General features: G+C 71.7%; 18 protein-coding genes. 8 read left to right on the top strand and 10 right to left on the bottom strand.

Features of this window, described 5'->3' with window-relative positions; translation table 11 throughout:
* Positions 1-26 precede the first annotated feature (26 nt).
* A complete protein-coding gene (locus ACJMNC_RS07335; RefSeq protein ID WP_408947287.1) occupies positions 27-1,568 on the bottom strand; it encodes a sensor histidine kinase in 1,542 nt (513 codons plus the stop codon).
* 15 nt (positions 1,569-1,583) lie between these two features.
* The gene (locus ACJMNC_RS07340; protein WP_408947288.1) at positions 1,584-1,802 is read right to left on the bottom strand and encodes a biotin/lipoyl-binding carrier protein; all 219 of its coding nucleotides are present in this window, start codon (positions 1,800-1,802) and stop codon (positions 1,584-1,586) included.
* Between the two features lie 96 nt (positions 1,803-1,898).
* Between ACJMNC_RS07340 and ACJMNC_RS07345 the strand changes: the two genes are divergently transcribed.
* Entirely contained in the window at positions 1,899-1,973 is a 75-nt protein-coding gene (locus tag ACJMNC_RS07345) for a 50S ribosomal protein bL37 (protein WP_371865352.1), read from the top strand.
* A gap of 96 nt (positions 1,974-2,069) precedes the next feature.
* Here the strand turns inward: ACJMNC_RS07345 and rsrA are convergent, their stop codons facing one another.
* A complete protein-coding gene (rsrA, locus tag ACJMNC_RS07350; protein ID WP_408947289.1) occupies positions 2,070-2,408 on the bottom strand; it encodes a mycothiol system anti-sigma-R factor in 339 nt (112 codons plus the stop codon).
* Entirely contained in the window at positions 2,405-3,142 is a 738-nt protein-coding gene (locus ACJMNC_RS07355) for a sigma-70 family RNA polymerase sigma factor (protein WP_408947290.1), read from the bottom strand. The genes rsrA and ACJMNC_RS07355 overlap by 4 nt, the downstream gene beginning before the upstream one ends.
* 131 nt (positions 3,143-3,273) lie before the next feature.
* On the opposite strand from ACJMNC_RS07355, the gene ACJMNC_RS07360 reads away from it, so the two are divergent.
* The 3 genes from ACJMNC_RS07360 to ACJMNC_RS07370 all read left to right on the top strand — a co-directional run bounded on the left by ACJMNC_RS07360 (position 3,274) and on the right by ACJMNC_RS07370 (position 5,094).
* The gene (locus tag ACJMNC_RS07360; RefSeq protein WP_408947291.1) at positions 3,274-4,011 is read left to right on the top strand and encodes an SOS response-associated peptidase; all 738 of its coding nucleotides are present in this window, start codon (positions 3,274-3,276) and stop codon (positions 4,009-4,011) included.
* An 8-nt stretch (positions 4,012-4,019) separates the two neighbouring features.
* The gene (locus tag ACJMNC_RS07365; RefSeq protein ID WP_408947292.1) at positions 4,020-4,457 is read left to right on the top strand and encodes a DUF5313 family protein; all 438 of its coding nucleotides are present in this window, start codon (positions 4,020-4,022) and stop codon (positions 4,455-4,457) included.
* 73 nt (positions 4,458-4,530) lie between these two features.
* Positions 4,531-5,094, top strand: a complete 564-nt coding sequence (locus tag ACJMNC_RS07370) for a dihydrofolate reductase family protein (RefSeq protein ID WP_408947293.1) — start codon at positions 4,531-4,533, stop codon at positions 5,092-5,094.
* Here the strand turns inward: ACJMNC_RS07370 and ACJMNC_RS07375 are convergent.
* From ACJMNC_RS07375 to ACJMNC_RS07385, 3 genes are all read right to left on the bottom strand, one after another.
* Positions 5,067-6,584 carry a flavin-containing monooxygenase gene (locus ACJMNC_RS07375; RefSeq protein ID WP_408947294.1) on the bottom strand — a complete coding sequence of 506 codons (1,518 nt, stop codon included), beginning with the start codon at positions 6,582-6,584 and terminating at the stop codon, positions 5,067-5,069. The genes ACJMNC_RS07370 and ACJMNC_RS07375 overlap by 28 nt on opposite strands.
* 68 nt (positions 6,585-6,652) lie before the next feature.
* On the bottom strand, positions 6,653-8,023 hold the full coding sequence (locus ACJMNC_RS07380) for an FAD-binding oxidoreductase (protein WP_408947295.1): 1,371 nt from the start codon (positions 8,021-8,023) through the stop codon (positions 6,653-6,655).
* Positions 8,024-8,051: 28 nt separating this feature from the next.
* Positions 8,052-8,237: a hypothetical protein gene (locus ACJMNC_RS07385; RefSeq protein WP_408947296.1), complete on the bottom strand. Its 186-nt coding sequence runs from the start codon at positions 8,235-8,237 to the stop codon at positions 8,052-8,054.
* Between the two features lie 118 nt (positions 8,238-8,355).
* On the opposite strand from ACJMNC_RS07385, the gene ACJMNC_RS07390 reads away from it, so the two are divergent.
* Positions 8,356-9,528, top strand: coding sequence for an aminotransferase class I/II-fold pyridoxal phosphate-dependent enzyme (locus ACJMNC_RS07390; RefSeq protein ID WP_408947297.1), 1,173 nt, complete (start codon positions 8,356-8,358; stop codon positions 9,526-9,528).
* An 80-nt stretch (positions 9,529-9,608) separates the two neighbouring features.
* Here ACJMNC_RS07390 and ACJMNC_RS07395 read toward each other — a convergent pair whose 3' ends face one another.
* The 3 genes from ACJMNC_RS07395 to ACJMNC_RS07405 all read right to left on the bottom strand — a co-directional run bounded on the left by ACJMNC_RS07395 (position 9,609) and on the right by ACJMNC_RS07405 (position 12,000).
* Positions 9,609-10,826, bottom strand: a complete 1,218-nt coding sequence (locus tag ACJMNC_RS07395) for an APC family permease (RefSeq protein ID WP_408947394.1) — start codon at positions 10,824-10,826, stop codon at positions 9,609-9,611.
* A 295-nt stretch (positions 10,827-11,121) separates the two neighbouring features.
* A complete protein-coding gene (locus ACJMNC_RS07400; protein WP_408947298.1) occupies positions 11,122-11,604 on the bottom strand; it encodes an NUDIX domain-containing protein in 483 nt (160 codons plus the stop codon).
* Between the two features lie 9 nt (positions 11,605-11,613).
* Positions 11,614-12,000, bottom strand: a complete 387-nt coding sequence (locus ACJMNC_RS07405) for a DUF732 domain-containing protein (RefSeq protein ID WP_408947299.1) — start codon at positions 11,998-12,000, stop codon at positions 11,614-11,616.
* Positions 12,001-12,102: 102 nt separating this feature from the next.
* Between ACJMNC_RS07405 and ACJMNC_RS07410 the strand changes: the two genes are divergently transcribed.
* Genes ACJMNC_RS07410 through rsgA form a run of 3 tightly spaced genes read left to right on the top strand, consistent with a single transcriptional unit; the run spans position 12,103 to position 14,878 of the window.
* Positions 12,103-12,489: a VOC family protein gene (locus ACJMNC_RS07410; RefSeq protein ID WP_408947300.1), complete on the top strand. Its 387-nt coding sequence runs from the start codon at positions 12,103-12,105 to the stop codon at positions 12,487-12,489.
* 56 nt (positions 12,490-12,545) lie between these two features.
* Positions 12,546-13,844, top strand: coding sequence for a 3-phosphoshikimate 1-carboxyvinyltransferase (gene aroA, locus ACJMNC_RS07415; protein ID WP_408947301.1), 1,299 nt, complete (start codon positions 12,546-12,548; stop codon positions 13,842-13,844).
* Positions 13,841-14,878 carry a ribosome small subunit-dependent GTPase A gene (rsgA, locus tag ACJMNC_RS07420; protein WP_408947302.1) on the top strand — a complete coding sequence of 346 codons (1,038 nt, stop codon included), beginning with the start codon at positions 13,841-13,843 and terminating at the stop codon, positions 14,876-14,878. The genes aroA and rsgA overlap by 4 nt, the downstream gene beginning before the upstream one ends.
* Position 14,879 lies beyond the last annotated feature (1 nt).

The following is a 14,879-nucleotide window of genomic DNA, read 5'->3' on the forward strand; positions in this document are numbered from 1 at the left end:
GGGCGGGGTCGGGCTCGAGGAAGAGGTCAGTGCAGCGGGAGGGTCAGGGTCACCCGGGTACCGGTCCCCTGCGGGCCGGCGAAGCCCTCGCCGGCCGGACCGATGTCGATGGTCCCCTGCAGGTCGTTGGCCACCAGGGTCCGCACGATCTGCAGTCCCAACCGGTCCGAGGCGGCCAGATCGAAGTCCGGGCCGACGCCCTTGCCGTTGTCGGCGACCCGGACGGTCAGCCCGCGCACGTCCCGCTCACCGTCGATCACGATCCGCGGCGTCGGCGCCTCCCCGGTGTATCCGTGCTCGATGGAGTTCTGGATCACCTCGGTGAGCACCATTACCAGCGGCATCGCCAGATCGGCCGGCAGCACGCCGAGCCGGCTGACCCGCTCGACGCGGACCGGCTCGGCGCTGTCCTGCGGCGAGCCGACGTCCACCAGGGTGGGTACCAGCCGATCGACCACGGCGTCGAGGTCCACCTCTTCGTCGACGCTGCCGGAGAGCATCTCGTGCACCAGCGCGATGGAGCTGACCCGGCGGACCGCCTCGGTGAGCGCGGTGATCGCCTCCGGGTTCCCGGACCGGCGCGCCTGCAGCCGCAGCAGCGCCGAGACGCTCTGCAGATTGTTCTTCACCCGGTGGTGGATCTCCCGGATGGTGGCGTCCTTGCTGAGCAGCGCCAGATCTCGGCGCTTGACCTCGGTGACGTCCCGGATCAGCAGGATCGCCCCGCGGATACTGCCCTGGCAGCGCAGCGGCACCGCCCGCACCAGGATGCTGGCCCGCCGTGCATCGAGCTCCATCCGCAGCGCGGTCTCCGGGTCGGGCAGTTCGCTGTGCCCGGCCGTGCCGCAGGCCGCCGCGACGGCGTCGGCCACGTCGTCCGCTTCGAACGGGTCGGTGAGCACCTCGCCGAAGGCCGCGGCGATCGGCACGCTTCCCAGGTCGGTGGTCCAGCCCATCCGATGCATCGCCGAGAGCGCATTGGGGCTGGCATAGGTCACCCGCCCGTCCTGGCCCAGTCGGATGAAGCCGTCACCGGCGCGCGGCGTCGACAATCCCAGGGTGTTGGCCTCCACCAGCGGGAAGGTGCCCTCGAGGACCATCTGGCAGAGCGCATCGGCGGCATCGCGGTACGCCGATTCGAGTGGCGACGGCGGCAGGCTGCCGGATGCGTCGCCGGCCCGGCCGAGTACCGCGATCACCTCGCCGGCATAGCTGACCGGGACCGCGATCCGCTCGATGAGCAGCGCCCCGAACCGGGTCGGCAGGCTCTCGCGCTCGATGCGGCCGGTGCCGAAGGCCTTCCCGATCAGCGGATTGCCGCCCTGTGGGCTGGCCGGGGAGTCCACCCGGTGCCCCACCTCGTCCTGCTGGAAGAGCGTCGAGGCGGTGTTCGGCCGCACCTGGGCCACATACACCGGCACCCCGTCCTCGCCGCGCACGGCGAGCACGTAGTCGGCGAACGACAGGTCCGCGAGCAGCTGCCATTCGGCGACCAGCCGCTGCAGGTGCCCGGCGGCGCCGTCGGAGAGGGTGGTGTGCTCGGCGAGCAGGTCGTGCAGGGTGGCCATCGGTGCCGCGCCGGTTCAGTCGCGGTAGCGGGCGATCACGTCGCCGGCCTGGATCACATCGCCCGGGTTCACCGTCACCTCGGCCAGCACCCCGGGGTCCTCGGCGAGCACCGGGATCTCCATCTTCATCGATTCGAGCAGAACCAGGGTGTCGCCGACCGCCACCCGCTGCCCCGCCTGAGCGGAGACCTCGAGCACGGTGGCGACGATTTCTGCGACCACGTCTTCTGCCATGGCGAGCATCGTATCGCCTGAGGCGATTAACGCTGACCGGCGCAAGCGTGAAAGAATCGCACGGAACGTCGATCGATCATCAAGAGGAGGTCCGTCATGGGTAAGCGCGGACGCAAGAAGCGCAGCCGGAAGAAGAACGCCGCCAACCACGGCAAGCGGCCCAACGCCTGATCCGGCCCTACGGCCATCGCGTGCCGGCCGGCACGGACGACAGCGGCCCGGCCCCCTCACGGGGTGCCGGGCCGCTGTCGTCTGCCGGGCTGTCTCTCAGTTCTCCTCGCCCGGGGCCGGTGCCTCCTGCGGCTGCACCCGGATGGTGGTCTGCCGGACGGTCACGCTGCGCCGGATCTCCACCCGGAGCCGCTCGCGCAGTCCCTCCGGAGCCGCGTCGCCGCCGCATTTGCGGCCGATGAGCTCTTTGAGCTGCCGCTGGATGCCGTAGTGCTCGAGGCACGACGGGCAGCCCTGCACATGGCTCTGCAGGCGGGCGCGGGCGTTCTGGTCGCATTCGTTGTCCAGCAGCAGCCAGATGTCGGCGAGTACCGCCGAGCAGTCGAGCTGGTACTCCTCGTCGTCACCGCCGGGGGTGATCTCGCTGGTGCTCATCGGTTCGCCTCGCTCGGCTCGCTGCGGTCGACGCCGATCCCGCGTTCGCGGGCCACGTCGGCCAGCAGATCCCGCAGCTGCTTGCGGCCGCGGTGCAGACGCGACATGACGGTCCCGATCGGCGTGTCCATGATCTCGGCGATCTCCTTGTACGGGAGCCCTTCGACGTCGGCGTAGTACACGGCCATCCGGAAGTCCTCCGGCAGTTTGCCCAGAGCCTCCTTGATGTCGTCGTCGGGCAGCGCGTCGAGGGCCTCGATCTCCGCCGAACGGAGGCCGGTGGACGAGTGCTCGGCCGAGGCCGCCAGCTGCCAGTCGGTGATCTCGTCGGTGGGGTACTGCGCGGGCTGACGCTGCTTCTTGCGGTACGAGTTGATGTACGTGTTGGTCAGGATGCGGTACATCCAGGCCTTGAGATTGGTACCGGCCTTGAACGAGGAGAACGCCGAGAAGGCCTTCACATAGGTCTCCTGCACCAGATCCTCGGCGTCGGCGGGGTTGCGGGTCATCCGCAGCGCCGCACCGTAGAGCTGGTCGATGAGCGGCAGCGCGTCGCGTTCGAAGCGGGCGCTGAGCTCCTCCGGAGTCTCCTGGGGAGCCTCCTGGCCGGGCTGCTCGGCAGGCTGATCGGCGGGTGCCACCTGGTTCCCTTCGCTGGCGATGTATTCGGCCAATTCTAGCGATCGGCCCCCGGCCCGGCGCCGTCCGGGCCGTTCGATGGTGGTACTGCCCACGTGTCGCACCTGCTTTCCGTCACACCTGCACCGATCGCGGGACGACCGGCGGTTCGTTGCATCCCAACAACCCCGGCGGCCCGGTTGTTCCGCGCGTGACAGGATGGAGTGATCGAGGAGGTGGCCCGACGATGTGCGGACGCTATGCGGTGAGCACCGATCCGGCCCGTCTCGCGGTGGAGATCGACGCCCGCAACGAGGTGCCCGACGGGCTGATCGGGCCGGACTACAACGTGGCCCCCACCGAGACGGTGATGGCGGTGGTGCGCCGGCACGAGCACGGCCGGCCGGACGACGACCCGGCGCTGCGGGTGCGCGCCATGCGCTGGGGTCTGGTACCCCCGTGGACCACCGAGCTGGGCGCGGGACCGCTGCTCGTCAACGCCCGGGCCGAGACGGTGCTGAACAAGCCGGCGTTCGCCAGGTCGGCGCGCGGCAAGCGGGCGCTGATCCCGATGGACGGCTGGTACGAGTGGCGGGCCGGGCCGCCCGGTCCGGGTGGGAAACCCGTCAAGGTCCCGTACTACATGTCCCCGGCCGACGGCAGCCGGCTGTTCATGGCCGGACTGTGGAGCGCCTGGCGTCCGCCCGCGGCCCGCGCCGCCGGCGATGACACGGCGTGGGTGTCGTCGGCGACCATCATCACCACCGCCGCGGTCGGAGCCCTGGCCGGGATCCACGACCGGATGCCGTTGGTGATGCCGGTCGAATTCTGGGATGCTTGGCTGGATCCGGATGCGCCGGCCGATCCGGCGCTGCTGCATCCACCGGCCCGCGAGCTCGTCGACGCGATCGAGATCCGCGAGGTGTCCCCGCTGGTCAATCGGGTGAGCAACAACGGACCCCGACTACTCGACCCCGTGGAGTGAGCAGCACCGTGAGTGAGAACCGTCCCGGCCCGATGCAGCGCGTGGGCTATCTGCTGGGCCGGCCGCTGCCCGAGTCGATGCGCGACTGGGTGGCGCGCGATGTGACCGGCCCGGGCAATCTGCGGCGCTACCTGGTGCGCGGGCTGATCCCGTTCGTGCCGATCGCCGTGGGCCTGGCCTTCATCCCCGGACCCCCGCTGATCCGGGTGCTGATGATCCTGCTGCTCCTGATCCCGCTGGTGTACTTCCAGCTGGCGCTCAGCCCGATCTACCGTCGGCACCTGCTGCGCAACAACGGACTCGATCCGGCCCTGGCCGACAAGGTGAAGATCGAGCGGATCAGCGCCACCGCCCAGGACTACCGGGCGCGCTACCAGCTGCCCGATACCGATACCGATACCGATACCGGCGCCGAGCCCACCGACCGCACACCGCGCGAGCGCTAGCAGTACCGGTGACTTCAGGCCGTCGCGTCGGCGGCCGCCCCGGTGTCGGACCGGTGCTCTACCGTTGTCGGACATGAGCCGGATCGTCTACGACACCGCGACCACCCTCAACGGCTGGATCGCCGACGAGCAGGACAGCCTGGACTGGCTGTTCGCGGTTCCGGGCGGCGACGAGCCTCCGGAGGGCACCTACCCGGAGTCGGCGACGGTGCTGGTGATGGGCTCGCACACCTACGAATGGGTGCTGCGGCACGAGGATCTGCTGACCCGCCCCGAGCGCTGGCAGGAGTGGTACGCCGGCAAGCACACGTTCGTGTTCAGCAGCCGCGCACTGCCGATTCCCGACGGCGCCGACATCACCCTCGTGTCCGGCCCGGTCGCCGATGCGCTGCCCCGGCTGCGGGCTGCGGCCGGCGGCGCGGACATCTGGGTGATGGGCGGCGGTGACCTGGCCGGCCAGTTCCTCGATGCCGGCGCCCTCGACCGCATCGCCGTCTCGGTGGCCCCGGCGGCGCTGCCCGGCGGTGCCCCGCTGCTGCCGCGCCGGGTGGGACCGGATCGGCTGCGGCTGGTGTCCGCCGAGGCCGTCGGCCCGTTCGCGCGGCTGGTCTACGAGGTGGGCCCGGCCGCCGAATAGCGGTAGTCCTCGAGCGGGAACGAGGCCTGCTCGCGGAGTGTGGTCAGGGTGGCGTTGGGCCGCAGCAGGGTGGCTTCGCCGTGCTGGTTGAAGTAGTAGCTGCGCGAGCCCGTGCAGTCGCCGGCGTAGAAGACCGAGGACTGCAGCCGCTCGGTGGCATCGGCGAGGAAGTCGTCGTTGGCCTGTTCGGTGACCTCGAAGACGTCCGCACCGCGACGGCGGAGTTCGGTGAAGAGCCGGCGGATGTGCTTCATCTGCCCCTCGATGGTGGTGAAGTACGACAGTCCGCTGTACGAGTACGGGCTGTTCAGGCTCAGGAAGTTGGGGAATCGCGGGACGGTGATGCCCTGGTAGGCCTGGAAGCGCCCGGACCGCCACCAGGCGCCGAGCTCCCGGCCGCCGCGGCCGGTGATCTCGAAGGCCGGGAAGTTGGTGTCCCACAGGTTGAATCCGGTGGCCAGCACCAGGGTGTCGATCGGAACGTGGGTGCCGTCGGCGGTGACGATGCCGTCGGCCACCACCTTCTCGATGGGCGAGGTCTGCAGGGTGACCGTCGGCTGGTTGAAGGTGCGGAAGTAGTCGTTGGAGAAGGTTGGCCGCTTGCAGCCGAAGTCGTAGTCCGGGGTGAGCGCACGCCGGGTGGCCGCGTCGCGGACCTGCGCCCGCAGATGGGCCCGGCCCAGCAGGGCGGCCGCGGCATTGCCCAGCCGGGCCTGCTTGAAGTGCAGCACGCCGCCGATCATCAGCAGTTCGAGCAGCGAGGTGCTGACCAGCCGGGCCGCCTTCTGGGTCAGCGGCACCCGGGCGAACAGGGTTTGGACCGGAGCGGGGATCGGGAAGTCCGGTTTGGGGACCACCCAGATGGGCGTGCGCTGGAACACCGTCAGCGCCCGGGCCCGGCGGGCGATCTCCGGGATCAACTGCACCGCGGTCGCGCCGGTGCCGACGACCGCGGCGCGGAGGCCGGTGAAGTCGTAGCCGTCCTCCCAGGCGGTGGTGTGGATGATCTTCCCGGCGAAGTCGTCCATCCCGGGAAAGTCGGGGGTGCGCGGCTGAGACAGGAAACCGGTGGCGGTCACCAGGTAGCGCGCGCTGTGTTCGGCGCCGGCGGCCGTGCGGACCCGCCAGCAGCGTGCCTGCTCGTCCCATTCGGCGCTGGTGACGCTCACGCCGAACTCCATGTGCCGGCGCAGATCGTAGGTGTCGGCGACGTGGTCGGCGTACTGCTTGAGTTCGGCGCCGGGCGCGAAGATCCGCGACCAGTGCGGGTTGGGTTCGAACGAGTACGAGTAGGTGACCGAGGCGATGTCCACCGCCAGTCCCGGGTAATGGTTGACATGCCAGGTGCCGCCCAGATCCTGCTCGCGTTCGAGGATCGCGATCGAGTCGATGCCGAGCTCTTTCAGTGCGATGGCCGCGCCCATGCCGCCGAAGCCCGCGCCCACGATCAGCACCTCGTGATCGAGCCGGCCGCGTCCGTCGTCGTCCATCGAATCCACTCCTGCCCGTCGGCGATACCCCCGAAACTAACTGTGACCCGATTCCACAGTAACGTCGATCACCCGAAAAGCACACCGGGGTTGAGCAGGCCGTCCGGGTCGAAGGCGGATTTGACCGCGCGCATCACCGCCACGTCCGCATCGCTGCGGCCCAGGCCGAGCCACGGCGTCTTGATCCGGCCCACCCCGTGTTCGGCGCTGATGGATCCGCCGAGCCCGGCCACCGCCCGCAGGATCGCATCGGTCAGTCCGGCCGCGGCCGGCACGGGTACGTCGAGCACGTTGACGTGCAGGTTGCCGTCGGCCAGGTGGCCGAACGGGATCAGCCGTCCGCCGGCCTGCCCGGCCAGCGCCCCGACCCGGTCCAACAGCTCGGCCACGGCGCCGCCGGGCACCGAGACGTCCAGTTTGACCACCGGGGTGCCGCTCGCCCGGGCGATCGCCTCGGTGTGCCCCTCGCGCACCGCCCACAGCGCCTCCGCGGGCCCCTCCTCGACGGCGGCGTCGATCAGCCCGTCCACCCCGGCCAGGACCTGCGCCAGACCTTCGGCACCGGTCCCGGCCGCCTCCACCAGCACCAGATACGGGGCCGGTTCGGCCAGCGGGCGCCGCATTCCGTGGGCGGTCAACAGGTCCACCCCGGCCGCGGTCATCAGCTCGGCGGCCACCGGCACCAGTCCGGCGTTCTCCACGGCGGCCACCACCTGCCGCGCCTGGTCGACCCCGGCCACGCCGGCCACCGCGACCGCGGTGCGCGCCGGGGCGGCGACCAGCCGCAGGAGCGCCGCGGTGATCACCGCCAGGGTGCCCTCGCTGCCGGCCAGCAGGCCGGGCAGGTCGTAGCCGACGTTGTCCTTGCGCAGCGGCCGCCAGCGCCGCAGCACCTCACCGGAGGCGAGGACGGCCTCGATGCCGAGCAGCTGCGCACGCATGCTGCCGTACCGGATGACGTGGATGCCCCCGGCATTGGTGGCGATCAGCCCGCCCACGGTGGCGCTGTCGCGGGCCGCCAGATCCACACCGAAGGCCAGCCCGGCCCGGCCGGCGGCGTCGTGCAGCCGGGCCAGGGTGACCCCGGCGCCGGCGGCGATGCAGCGATCGTCATGGTCCACCGGCCCCAGATCGGTGAGCCGGGTGGTCGACAGGACGACTGCGGGCCTGCCGTCGGCCGGCGGGACGGAGCCGCCGACCAGGCCGGTGTTGCCGCCCTGCGGGCAGATCGCGATGCCGCGCCCGGCGCACCAGCGGACCACCGCGGCGGTCTGCGCGGTGTCGGCGGGCCGGACCACGGCCAGCGCGCGCCCGGTGTGCGCACCGGTCCAGTCGGTGAGGTGGCCGGCGGTCAGATCCGGGTCGGTCAGCACGTGTGCGGTGCCGACGATCGCGCCCAGCCGGGTGCGGACGTCGTCGGCGGTCGGTTCAGCGGGCACGCCGTCCACGCTAACGCCTCACCGGCCGCTACTTGCCGCCGAAGGCCTTGATCACGGTGAAGGCACCGACCACCGCGAGCACGACGAAGGCGATCCACAGCACGCTCTTGATGATGGCGCCGGCCAGCGAGGCCAGCACCAGCACGCCGACCACGATTGCGATGATCGTCCAGATCGAGGTGCCGGAGGACTTGTCCTGGGTTGAGGTACTCATGTCTCCACCGTGCCGGACCGGGCGCCGGAAAGCACGGTTCAGCAGTGGAAATGGGGAACAACTCAGGGTCCTCCCCCACGGTGGCCGCCCGCCGGGGCGCGCGGCCTAGGGTTGAGCCATGAAGTTCTCCGCGCGCTCGCAGGCCGTCACCCCGTTCTACGCGATGGAGTTCGGGAAGAAGGCCGCCGCGCTCGAGGCCGCCGGCATCCCGGTGGTCAAACTGAACATCGGCGAGCCGGACTTCGGTGCGCCGCCGGCCTTCCTGGCGCAGGTGCGCCGGATCTGCGACGGACGGCCCCTGCCGTACACCGGCGCACTGGGGCTGCCGGAACTGCGGGCGGCGATCGCACAGTTCTCGGCGAGCCGGCTGCACGCACCGGTGGATCCGGACCGGGTGGTGGTGACCACCGGGGCGTCGGCGGCTCTGCTGCTGGCCTGCGCGGCGCTGATCGATCCGGGCGACGAGGTGCTGGTGGCCGATCCGTCGTATCCGTGCAACCGGCGTTTCGCCGATAGCTTCGGCGCGCGGGTACGGCTGCTGCCCACCGATGCCGCCAGCCGCTTCCAGCTGACCGCGGACATGGTCGACGACGCCTGGGGACCCGACACCCGCGGGGTGATGGTGGCCTCCCCGTCCAATCCCACCGGCACCAGCCTGGCCTGGCCGGAACTGACCGAGCTCACCGCGCGGGTGGCCGGCCGCGGCGGCTGGCGCATCGTCGACGAGATCTATCTGGCGCTGGCCGACGACGGGCCGGGTGGTCCGGCGCGCAGCGTGGCGCAGCACGATCCGGGCGCGGTGGTGGTCAACAGCTTCTCCAAGTACTTCGGGCTGACCGGCTGGCGGCTGGGCTGGGCGGTGCTGCCGCCGGAGATGGTGCCGGTGGCCGAGAAGCTCGCGCAGAACTACTACATCTGCCCGCCGACCCCCGCCCAGATCGCGGCGCTGACCTGCTTCGACCCGGAGACGATCGCCCTGGCCGAGGACCGGCGCGCGGTGCTGCGCGAACGCCGCACGCTGGTCTGCGAGGCACTGGCGCGGATCGGGCTGCCGGTGCCGGTGCTGCCGGACGGCGCGTTCTACGTGTACGTCGACGTCGCCGGCACCGGGCTGACCGCCTCCGAGTTCTGCGAGCTGGCGCTCGATCGGGCACGGGTCGCGCTGACCCCGGGCAAGGACTTCGGGGAGGCCGGGGCCGAGCGGTACGTGCGGCTGTCCTATGCCACCGCCGACGATCAGCTGGCGCTGGGCCTCGAACGGCTCGGCGAGCTGATGGCCTCGCTGGGCTGACTCGATTCAGGACTCGATCCGGTAGCGCACGTCGGCGCCAGGCCCCGCTGCGCTACCCGATCCGGAGTGCCCGCGACGGATCAGCCGTCGGTGACCGCCGCCTCGGCGTCGAGCGAGGCCTGACTGATCCGCAGGTGCCGGCCGGTGATCCTGCGGTAGCCGGCTTCGGCCGCGAAGCTGAGCACCAGCACCGCGATCAGCGTGATCCACGTGCTCGCCGGACTCGAGGTGATCGAGTAATAGAGCAGCAGCGCGAACAGCGCCAGATTGAGCAGTACCGCGACGATCAGAATGGCCGGATGCGCCCCGGTCTCCCTGTGCACGCGCAGATGGCCGGCGCTGACCATGCCGTACACGATCAGGAAGGCCAGGCTGGCCATCTGACCCACCGACGAGAGCGGGAAGAAGACGACGAAGGCACAGGTGAGCACGCCCGCACCGATCAGGCCCCAGGTGCCGCTGCGCCAGATCCCGCGCGCGAAGTCGGCGGGCAGCTCCCCCTCTTTGGCGACGGTGAAGGCCAGGTTGGCATCGCCGTACAGGGTGGCGTTGACCCCGGAGGCGGTGGCCAGCAGGGCGGCGACACTGATGATGATGAAACCGGTCTCGCCGAGCACCGACCGTCCGGCCTCGGCCAGCACGTGGCCGGCATCGGCGTCGATCTGGTGCAACGGCATCACCATCACCAGCATCGCGGCCACCACCACGTACACCAGCATGACGATCGCCAGCGCCTGGTACATCGATCGCGGGAGCTGCTTGCGCGGCCGGGCCATGTCGCCCGCCGAGTTCGTCACCACGCCGAAGCCCTCGTAGGTGACGTAGAGCAGCCCGGCCGCGAAGAGCACACCGAGGAAGCCGTCCCCACCGCCCTGACCGGTGAAACGGTCCGGCTCGGCCTTCAAGGAGGCGGCGACGACGAACCCGACGATGATGACCAGTTCCACGCCCACCACCAGCAGCTCGGACCGGCCGACCAGCTTGGAGCCGATCACGTTGACCCCCATCAGGACCAGAACCAGTCCCACCCCGACCGCTTTGCCGACCCACTCGTTGTCGGTGCCGCCGACCAGGTGGAGCACATAGCCGGAGAAGCCGCTGGCGTAGAGCGCCATCGCGATGATCCAGCCCAGGAACTGGAAGACGTTGAGTCCGCCGGCGATCAGACCGTCGCCGAAGCAGCGGATGAGGAACTCCGCGGCCCCGCCGCGGCTGGGATAGCGTGCCCCGAGTTTGGCGTACGAGTAGACGCTGAAGAGCGAGACCGACCGCCCACCAGGAAGGACACCGGCAGCCAGACGCCGGCCGAGCCGGCTGCCAGCCCCACCAGGGTGTACAGCCCGGCGCCCATCATGCCGCCGACCCCGATCGCGGTGGCCGCGGCCACCCCCACCGAGCCCTTGCCCGGCGCCGTCGGGCCGGTCCTCCCGTGCCCGCCGCCGCTCGCCGCGGCGCCGCCGGTTCCCTCCGACTGAGCCATCGCCGGTCTCCTCCCCACCCGAGCCCCGCCGCGGACCGTGCGCGCGGGGCGATAGCCCATCGACAGTAGCCGATCCGCGCGCATCGTCCGGGCCGAACGGCCGGTCCGGACCGTCAGCCGGCGGGTGGCCCGGCGTCGGTCACCTGTGCGCGCAGCCGGTCGAGGAATGCGGCCTGCGCCGGATTGATCCGCTCGGCGGCCTCGGCCAGGCCGAACCACTGCCCGCGGTCGCATTCCGGGAACACCGCGAGCCGCCCCGAGCGCGGCGGCCAGATCATCTCGAAGGTGTTGCTGCGCAGCGTCTCCGGATCCAGGTCGCCTTCGGCGGCGAACCCGGTGACCGTCTTCCCGCCGCGCTGACGGATCTCACCGAGTTCGCGCAACGGTCCGGCCGGCGCGCGATGGCCGGTCTCCTCGGCGAACTCCCGCCGCGCGGCGGCGGCCGGGTCCTCACCGGCGGTCAGCTCTCCCTTCGGGAGGCTCCAGGCCCCGGCATCCTTGTTCTTCCAGAACGGTCCGCCCGGATGCACCAAGAGCACCTCCAGCCCGCCGGCCCCACGGCGGTAGAGCAGCAGTCCGGCGCTGGCGGCGACCATGACCGGAACCTACTGGCTCGGCAGCGTCGGCATCCCCGACGGCACGTTGCTGGGCAGGAGCTTGTCCTGCTGATCCGGGCACAGGCCGACGACCGCGGCGCTGGACATGGCCGCCGATCGGACCGCGTCCTGCCCCTGGCCGTCGATCACCTCGGTGATCGGCGTGCCGGCCTTCAGGTCGGCGCAGATCTGCTTGCCCTCGGCGATCAGGGCGTCGCGGTCGCTGATGTCCACGCCCGAGGCCTGCAGGATCTGCAGGAAGGTGCCCTCGCCCGAGGACGGGGTGGTCGAGGCGGCCGCGGAATCGTCCGACGAGTCGTCGCCGCAGGCGCCCAGCAGCAGAGCGGCGGCGGCCGCGAGCGGCAGCATGAGCAGACGGTGGCGGGCGGCGATCATGGGCGGTCTCCTCGACTCTCCTCGGGCGCGCCGCGCGAGCGGCGACGGGTGGAACCTGAAATGTACCGAACCGCCGGCGCCGCCGGATCGTAGGCTGGTCGGGTGGAGATCGTCACCAGCCGAACACTTCTGGTGTCCGCCGACCCGGATGCCCTGACCGCCTTCTACCGTCGGACCCTGGGTCTGCCGGTGGCCCGGGAGTACCCGGGCGGCACCGTCTTCTACGCCGGCAACGGGATCATCGAGGTGCCGGCTCACCTGCGCGCCGATGCCGCCACCGCCCCGGCGGACGTGCTGTGGCTGCAGGTCCGCGATGTGGCCGCCGCCCGCGACGAGCTCGCCGCGGCGGGTGTGCCGATCGTCGCCGAACCGGAGACCAAACCGTGGGGGCTGATCGAGATGACGGTGCACGATCCGGACGGGCGGTCGCTGATCCTGGTGCAGATCCCCGCCGATCACCCGCTGCGCCGCGACGTGCGCGGCGACTGAGCCGCACCGGGCCGGACCGGGGCGGATGAGAAACGGTGCATGAGAGACTGGGGGCCATGAACTCCTGGCCGGCACCGTCTGTCACCGCACCCGTCGTCGCCACCGTCGAACTGCCCGGCTCCAAGTCGATCACCAACCGCGCACTGATCCTGGCGGCCCTCGCCGACGGCCCGGTACAGGTGGCCGGCACCCTGCGCAGCCGGGACACCGACCTGATGCTCGACGGTCTGGCCGCCCTCGGAGTGGGGGTGGCCGCCGATCCCGGCGATCCCACGCTGGTGACGATCACTCCGGCCCCGCTGCACGGCGGCCGGATCGACTGCGGGCTGGCCGGCACCGTGATGCGATTCCTGCCGGCGGTGGCGGCCCTGGCCGACGGCCGGGTGGACTTCGACGGCGACGAGCAGGCCCGCAGCCGGCCGCTGGGCACCGTGCTGGGCGCGCTGCGCGAGCTCGGCGCCGCCGTCGACGGCGACGCCCTGCCGTTCACCGTGCACGGCACCGGCGCCCTGCGCGGCGGACCGGTCACCATCGACGCCTCGGCCTCGTCGCAGTTCGTGTCCGGGCTGCTGCTCTCCGCCGCGCGGTTCACCGACGGGGTCACCATCACCCACCAGGGGCCGCCGGTGCCGTCGATGCCGCACATCGACATGACCGTCGACATGCTGGGCGCAGCCGGGGTGCCCGTGACCGTCTCGGCGGGTCCGGACGGGGTGGCGAGCCGCTGGCAGGTGGCGCCCGGCCCCATCCGCGCCGTGGACACCACGGTGGAACCGGATCTGTCCAACGCCGCCGCCTTCCTGGCGGCCGCCGCGGCCACCGGCGGCACCGTCAGCGTGCCGCGCTGGCCGGAACACACCACCCAGCCGGGGGCGCAGATCGTCGACGTACTGACCCGGATGGGTTGCACCGCAACGCGATCGGCCGACGGTCTGCTCACCGTGCAGGGCCCGCAGCGGCCGGCCGCGGTGGATCTGGACCTGCGGGCGATCGGCGAGCTGACGCCGACCATCGCCGCGCTGTGCGTGGTCGCCGACGGCACCTCCACGCTGCGCGGCATCGCGCATCTGCGCGGCCACGAGACCGACCGGCTGGCCGCGCTCACCACCGAGATCGGCCGGATCGGGGGCCTGTGCGTCGAGACCGCCGACGGCCTGCAGATCACCGGCGTGCCGGCCGGCGATCTGCGGCCCGCCCTGTGGCACAGCTACGCCGACCACCGGATGGCCACCGCCGGTGCGCTGCTGGGACTTCTGGTGCCGGGCACGTCCGTCCAGGACATCGCCACCACCGGCAAGACGCTGCCGGACTTTCCGGGCATGTGGGCCGCGATGATCGGGGAACACGACCGGTGAGCCGCTCGGCGCGGTCCTACGACGAATCCGATGTCCGGATCCGTCCGGGCAAGGGCACCCGGCCGCGCACCAAGACCCGGCCGAGTCACAAGGACGCGCACAGCGCGATGGTGGTGTCGGTGGATCGCGGCCGGTGGGGCTGCGTGCTCGACGGAGATCCGGAGCGGCCGGTGGTGACCATGCGGGCCCGCGAGCTGGGCCGCACCCCGATCGTCGTGGGCGACCGGGTGGACGTGGTGGGCGACCTGTCGGGCCGGCCCGACACCCTGGCCCGGATCGTGCGGGTCGCCGAGCGGTCGACGGTGCTGCGGCGCACCGCCGACGACACCGATCCGTATGAGCGGATCGTCGTGGCCAACGCCGACCAGTTGCTGATCGTCACCGCCCTGGCCGATCCGCCGCCGCGCACCGGCTTCGTCGAACGGGCGCTGGCCGCCGCCTACGCCGGCGGCCTGTCGCCGATCCTGTGCCTGACCAAATCGGATCTGGCCGACCCCGCCGGGTTCGCCGCGCACTTCGCCGATCTGGAGCTGCCGGTGGTGCTCGGCGGTCGCGACGACGGCCTGGCCGAACTGCAGGAGCGGCTCGACGGCCGGCTCACCGCCCTGATCGGGCACTCCGGTGTCGGCAAGTCCACGCTGGTCAATCGGCTTGTGCCGGACGCGGATCGGGCGGTCGGACGGGTCTCCGGCGTCGGCAAGGGCCGGCACACCTCCACCCAGTCGGTGGCGCTGCCGCTGCCCGGCGGGCGGCGCGGGGACCGGGGCTGGGTGGTCGACACCCCGGGAATCCGGTCCTTCGGGCTGGCGCATGTGACGCCGGACGAGATCGTCGATGCCTTCGGCGACCTGCGCGAGGCGGTGGCGGACTGTCCGCGCGGGTGCACCCATCTGGGTCCGCCGGCCGATCCGGAATGCTCCCTCGACGCGCTCACCGGAAGCTCGTATCGGCGCGCGATGGCCGTCCGGGAGCTGCTCGCCGCGGTCCGCGACACCGGCTCCGAAACCGACGAACCGGTCGAGCCCACCCCGTAGG

Origin of the sequence: Gordonia sp. VNK21, assembly GCF_046098115.1 — a bacterium.
Taxonomy (GTDB): domain Bacteria; phylum Actinomycetota; class Actinomycetes; order Mycobacteriales; family Mycobacteriaceae; genus Gordonia.

What these genes read in the sequence shown, in the direction of transcription:
- ACJMNC_RS07335 (WP_408947287.1), bottom strand. Translation starts at nt 1,568, where the DNA reads ATGGCCACCCTGCACGACCTGCTCGCCGAGCACACCACCCTCTCCGAC.
- ACJMNC_RS07340 (WP_408947288.1), bottom strand. Translation starts at nt 1,802, where the DNA reads ATGGCAGAAGACGTGGTCGCAGAAATCGTCGCCACCGTGCTCGAGGTC.
- rsrA (WP_408947289.1), bottom strand. Translation starts at nt 2,408, where the DNA reads ATGAGCACCAGCGAGATCACCCCCGGCGGTGACGACGAGGAGTACCAG.
- ACJMNC_RS07360 (WP_408947291.1), top strand. Translation starts at nt 3,274, where the DNA reads ATGTGCGGACGCTATGCGGTGAGCACCGATCCGGCCCGTCTCGCGGTG.
- ACJMNC_RS07370 (WP_408947293.1), top strand. Translation starts at nt 4,531, where the DNA reads ATGAGCCGGATCGTCTACGACACCGCGACCACCCTCAACGGCTGGATC.
- ACJMNC_RS07375 (WP_408947294.1), bottom strand. Translation starts at nt 6,584, where the DNA reads ATGGACGACGACGGACGCGGCCGGCTCGATCACGAGGTGCTGATCGTG.
- ACJMNC_RS07385 (WP_408947296.1), bottom strand. Translation starts at nt 8,237, where the DNA reads ATGAGTACCTCAACCCAGGACAAGTCCTCCGGCACCTCGATCTGGACG.
- ACJMNC_RS07390 (WP_408947297.1), top strand. Translation starts at nt 8,356, where the DNA reads ATGAAGTTCTCCGCGCGCTCGCAGGCCGTCACCCCGTTCTACGCGATG.
- ACJMNC_RS07400 (WP_408947298.1), bottom strand. Translation starts at nt 11,604, where the DNA reads ATGGTCGCCGCCAGCGCCGGACTGCTGCTCTACCGCCGTGGGGCCGGC.
- ACJMNC_RS07405 (WP_408947299.1), bottom strand. Translation starts at nt 12,000, where the DNA reads ATGATCGCCGCCCGCCACCGTCTGCTCATGCTGCCGCTCGCGGCCGCC.
- aroA (WP_408947301.1), top strand. Translation starts at nt 12,546, where the DNA reads ATGAACTCCTGGCCGGCACCGTCTGTCACCGCACCCGTCGTCGCCACC.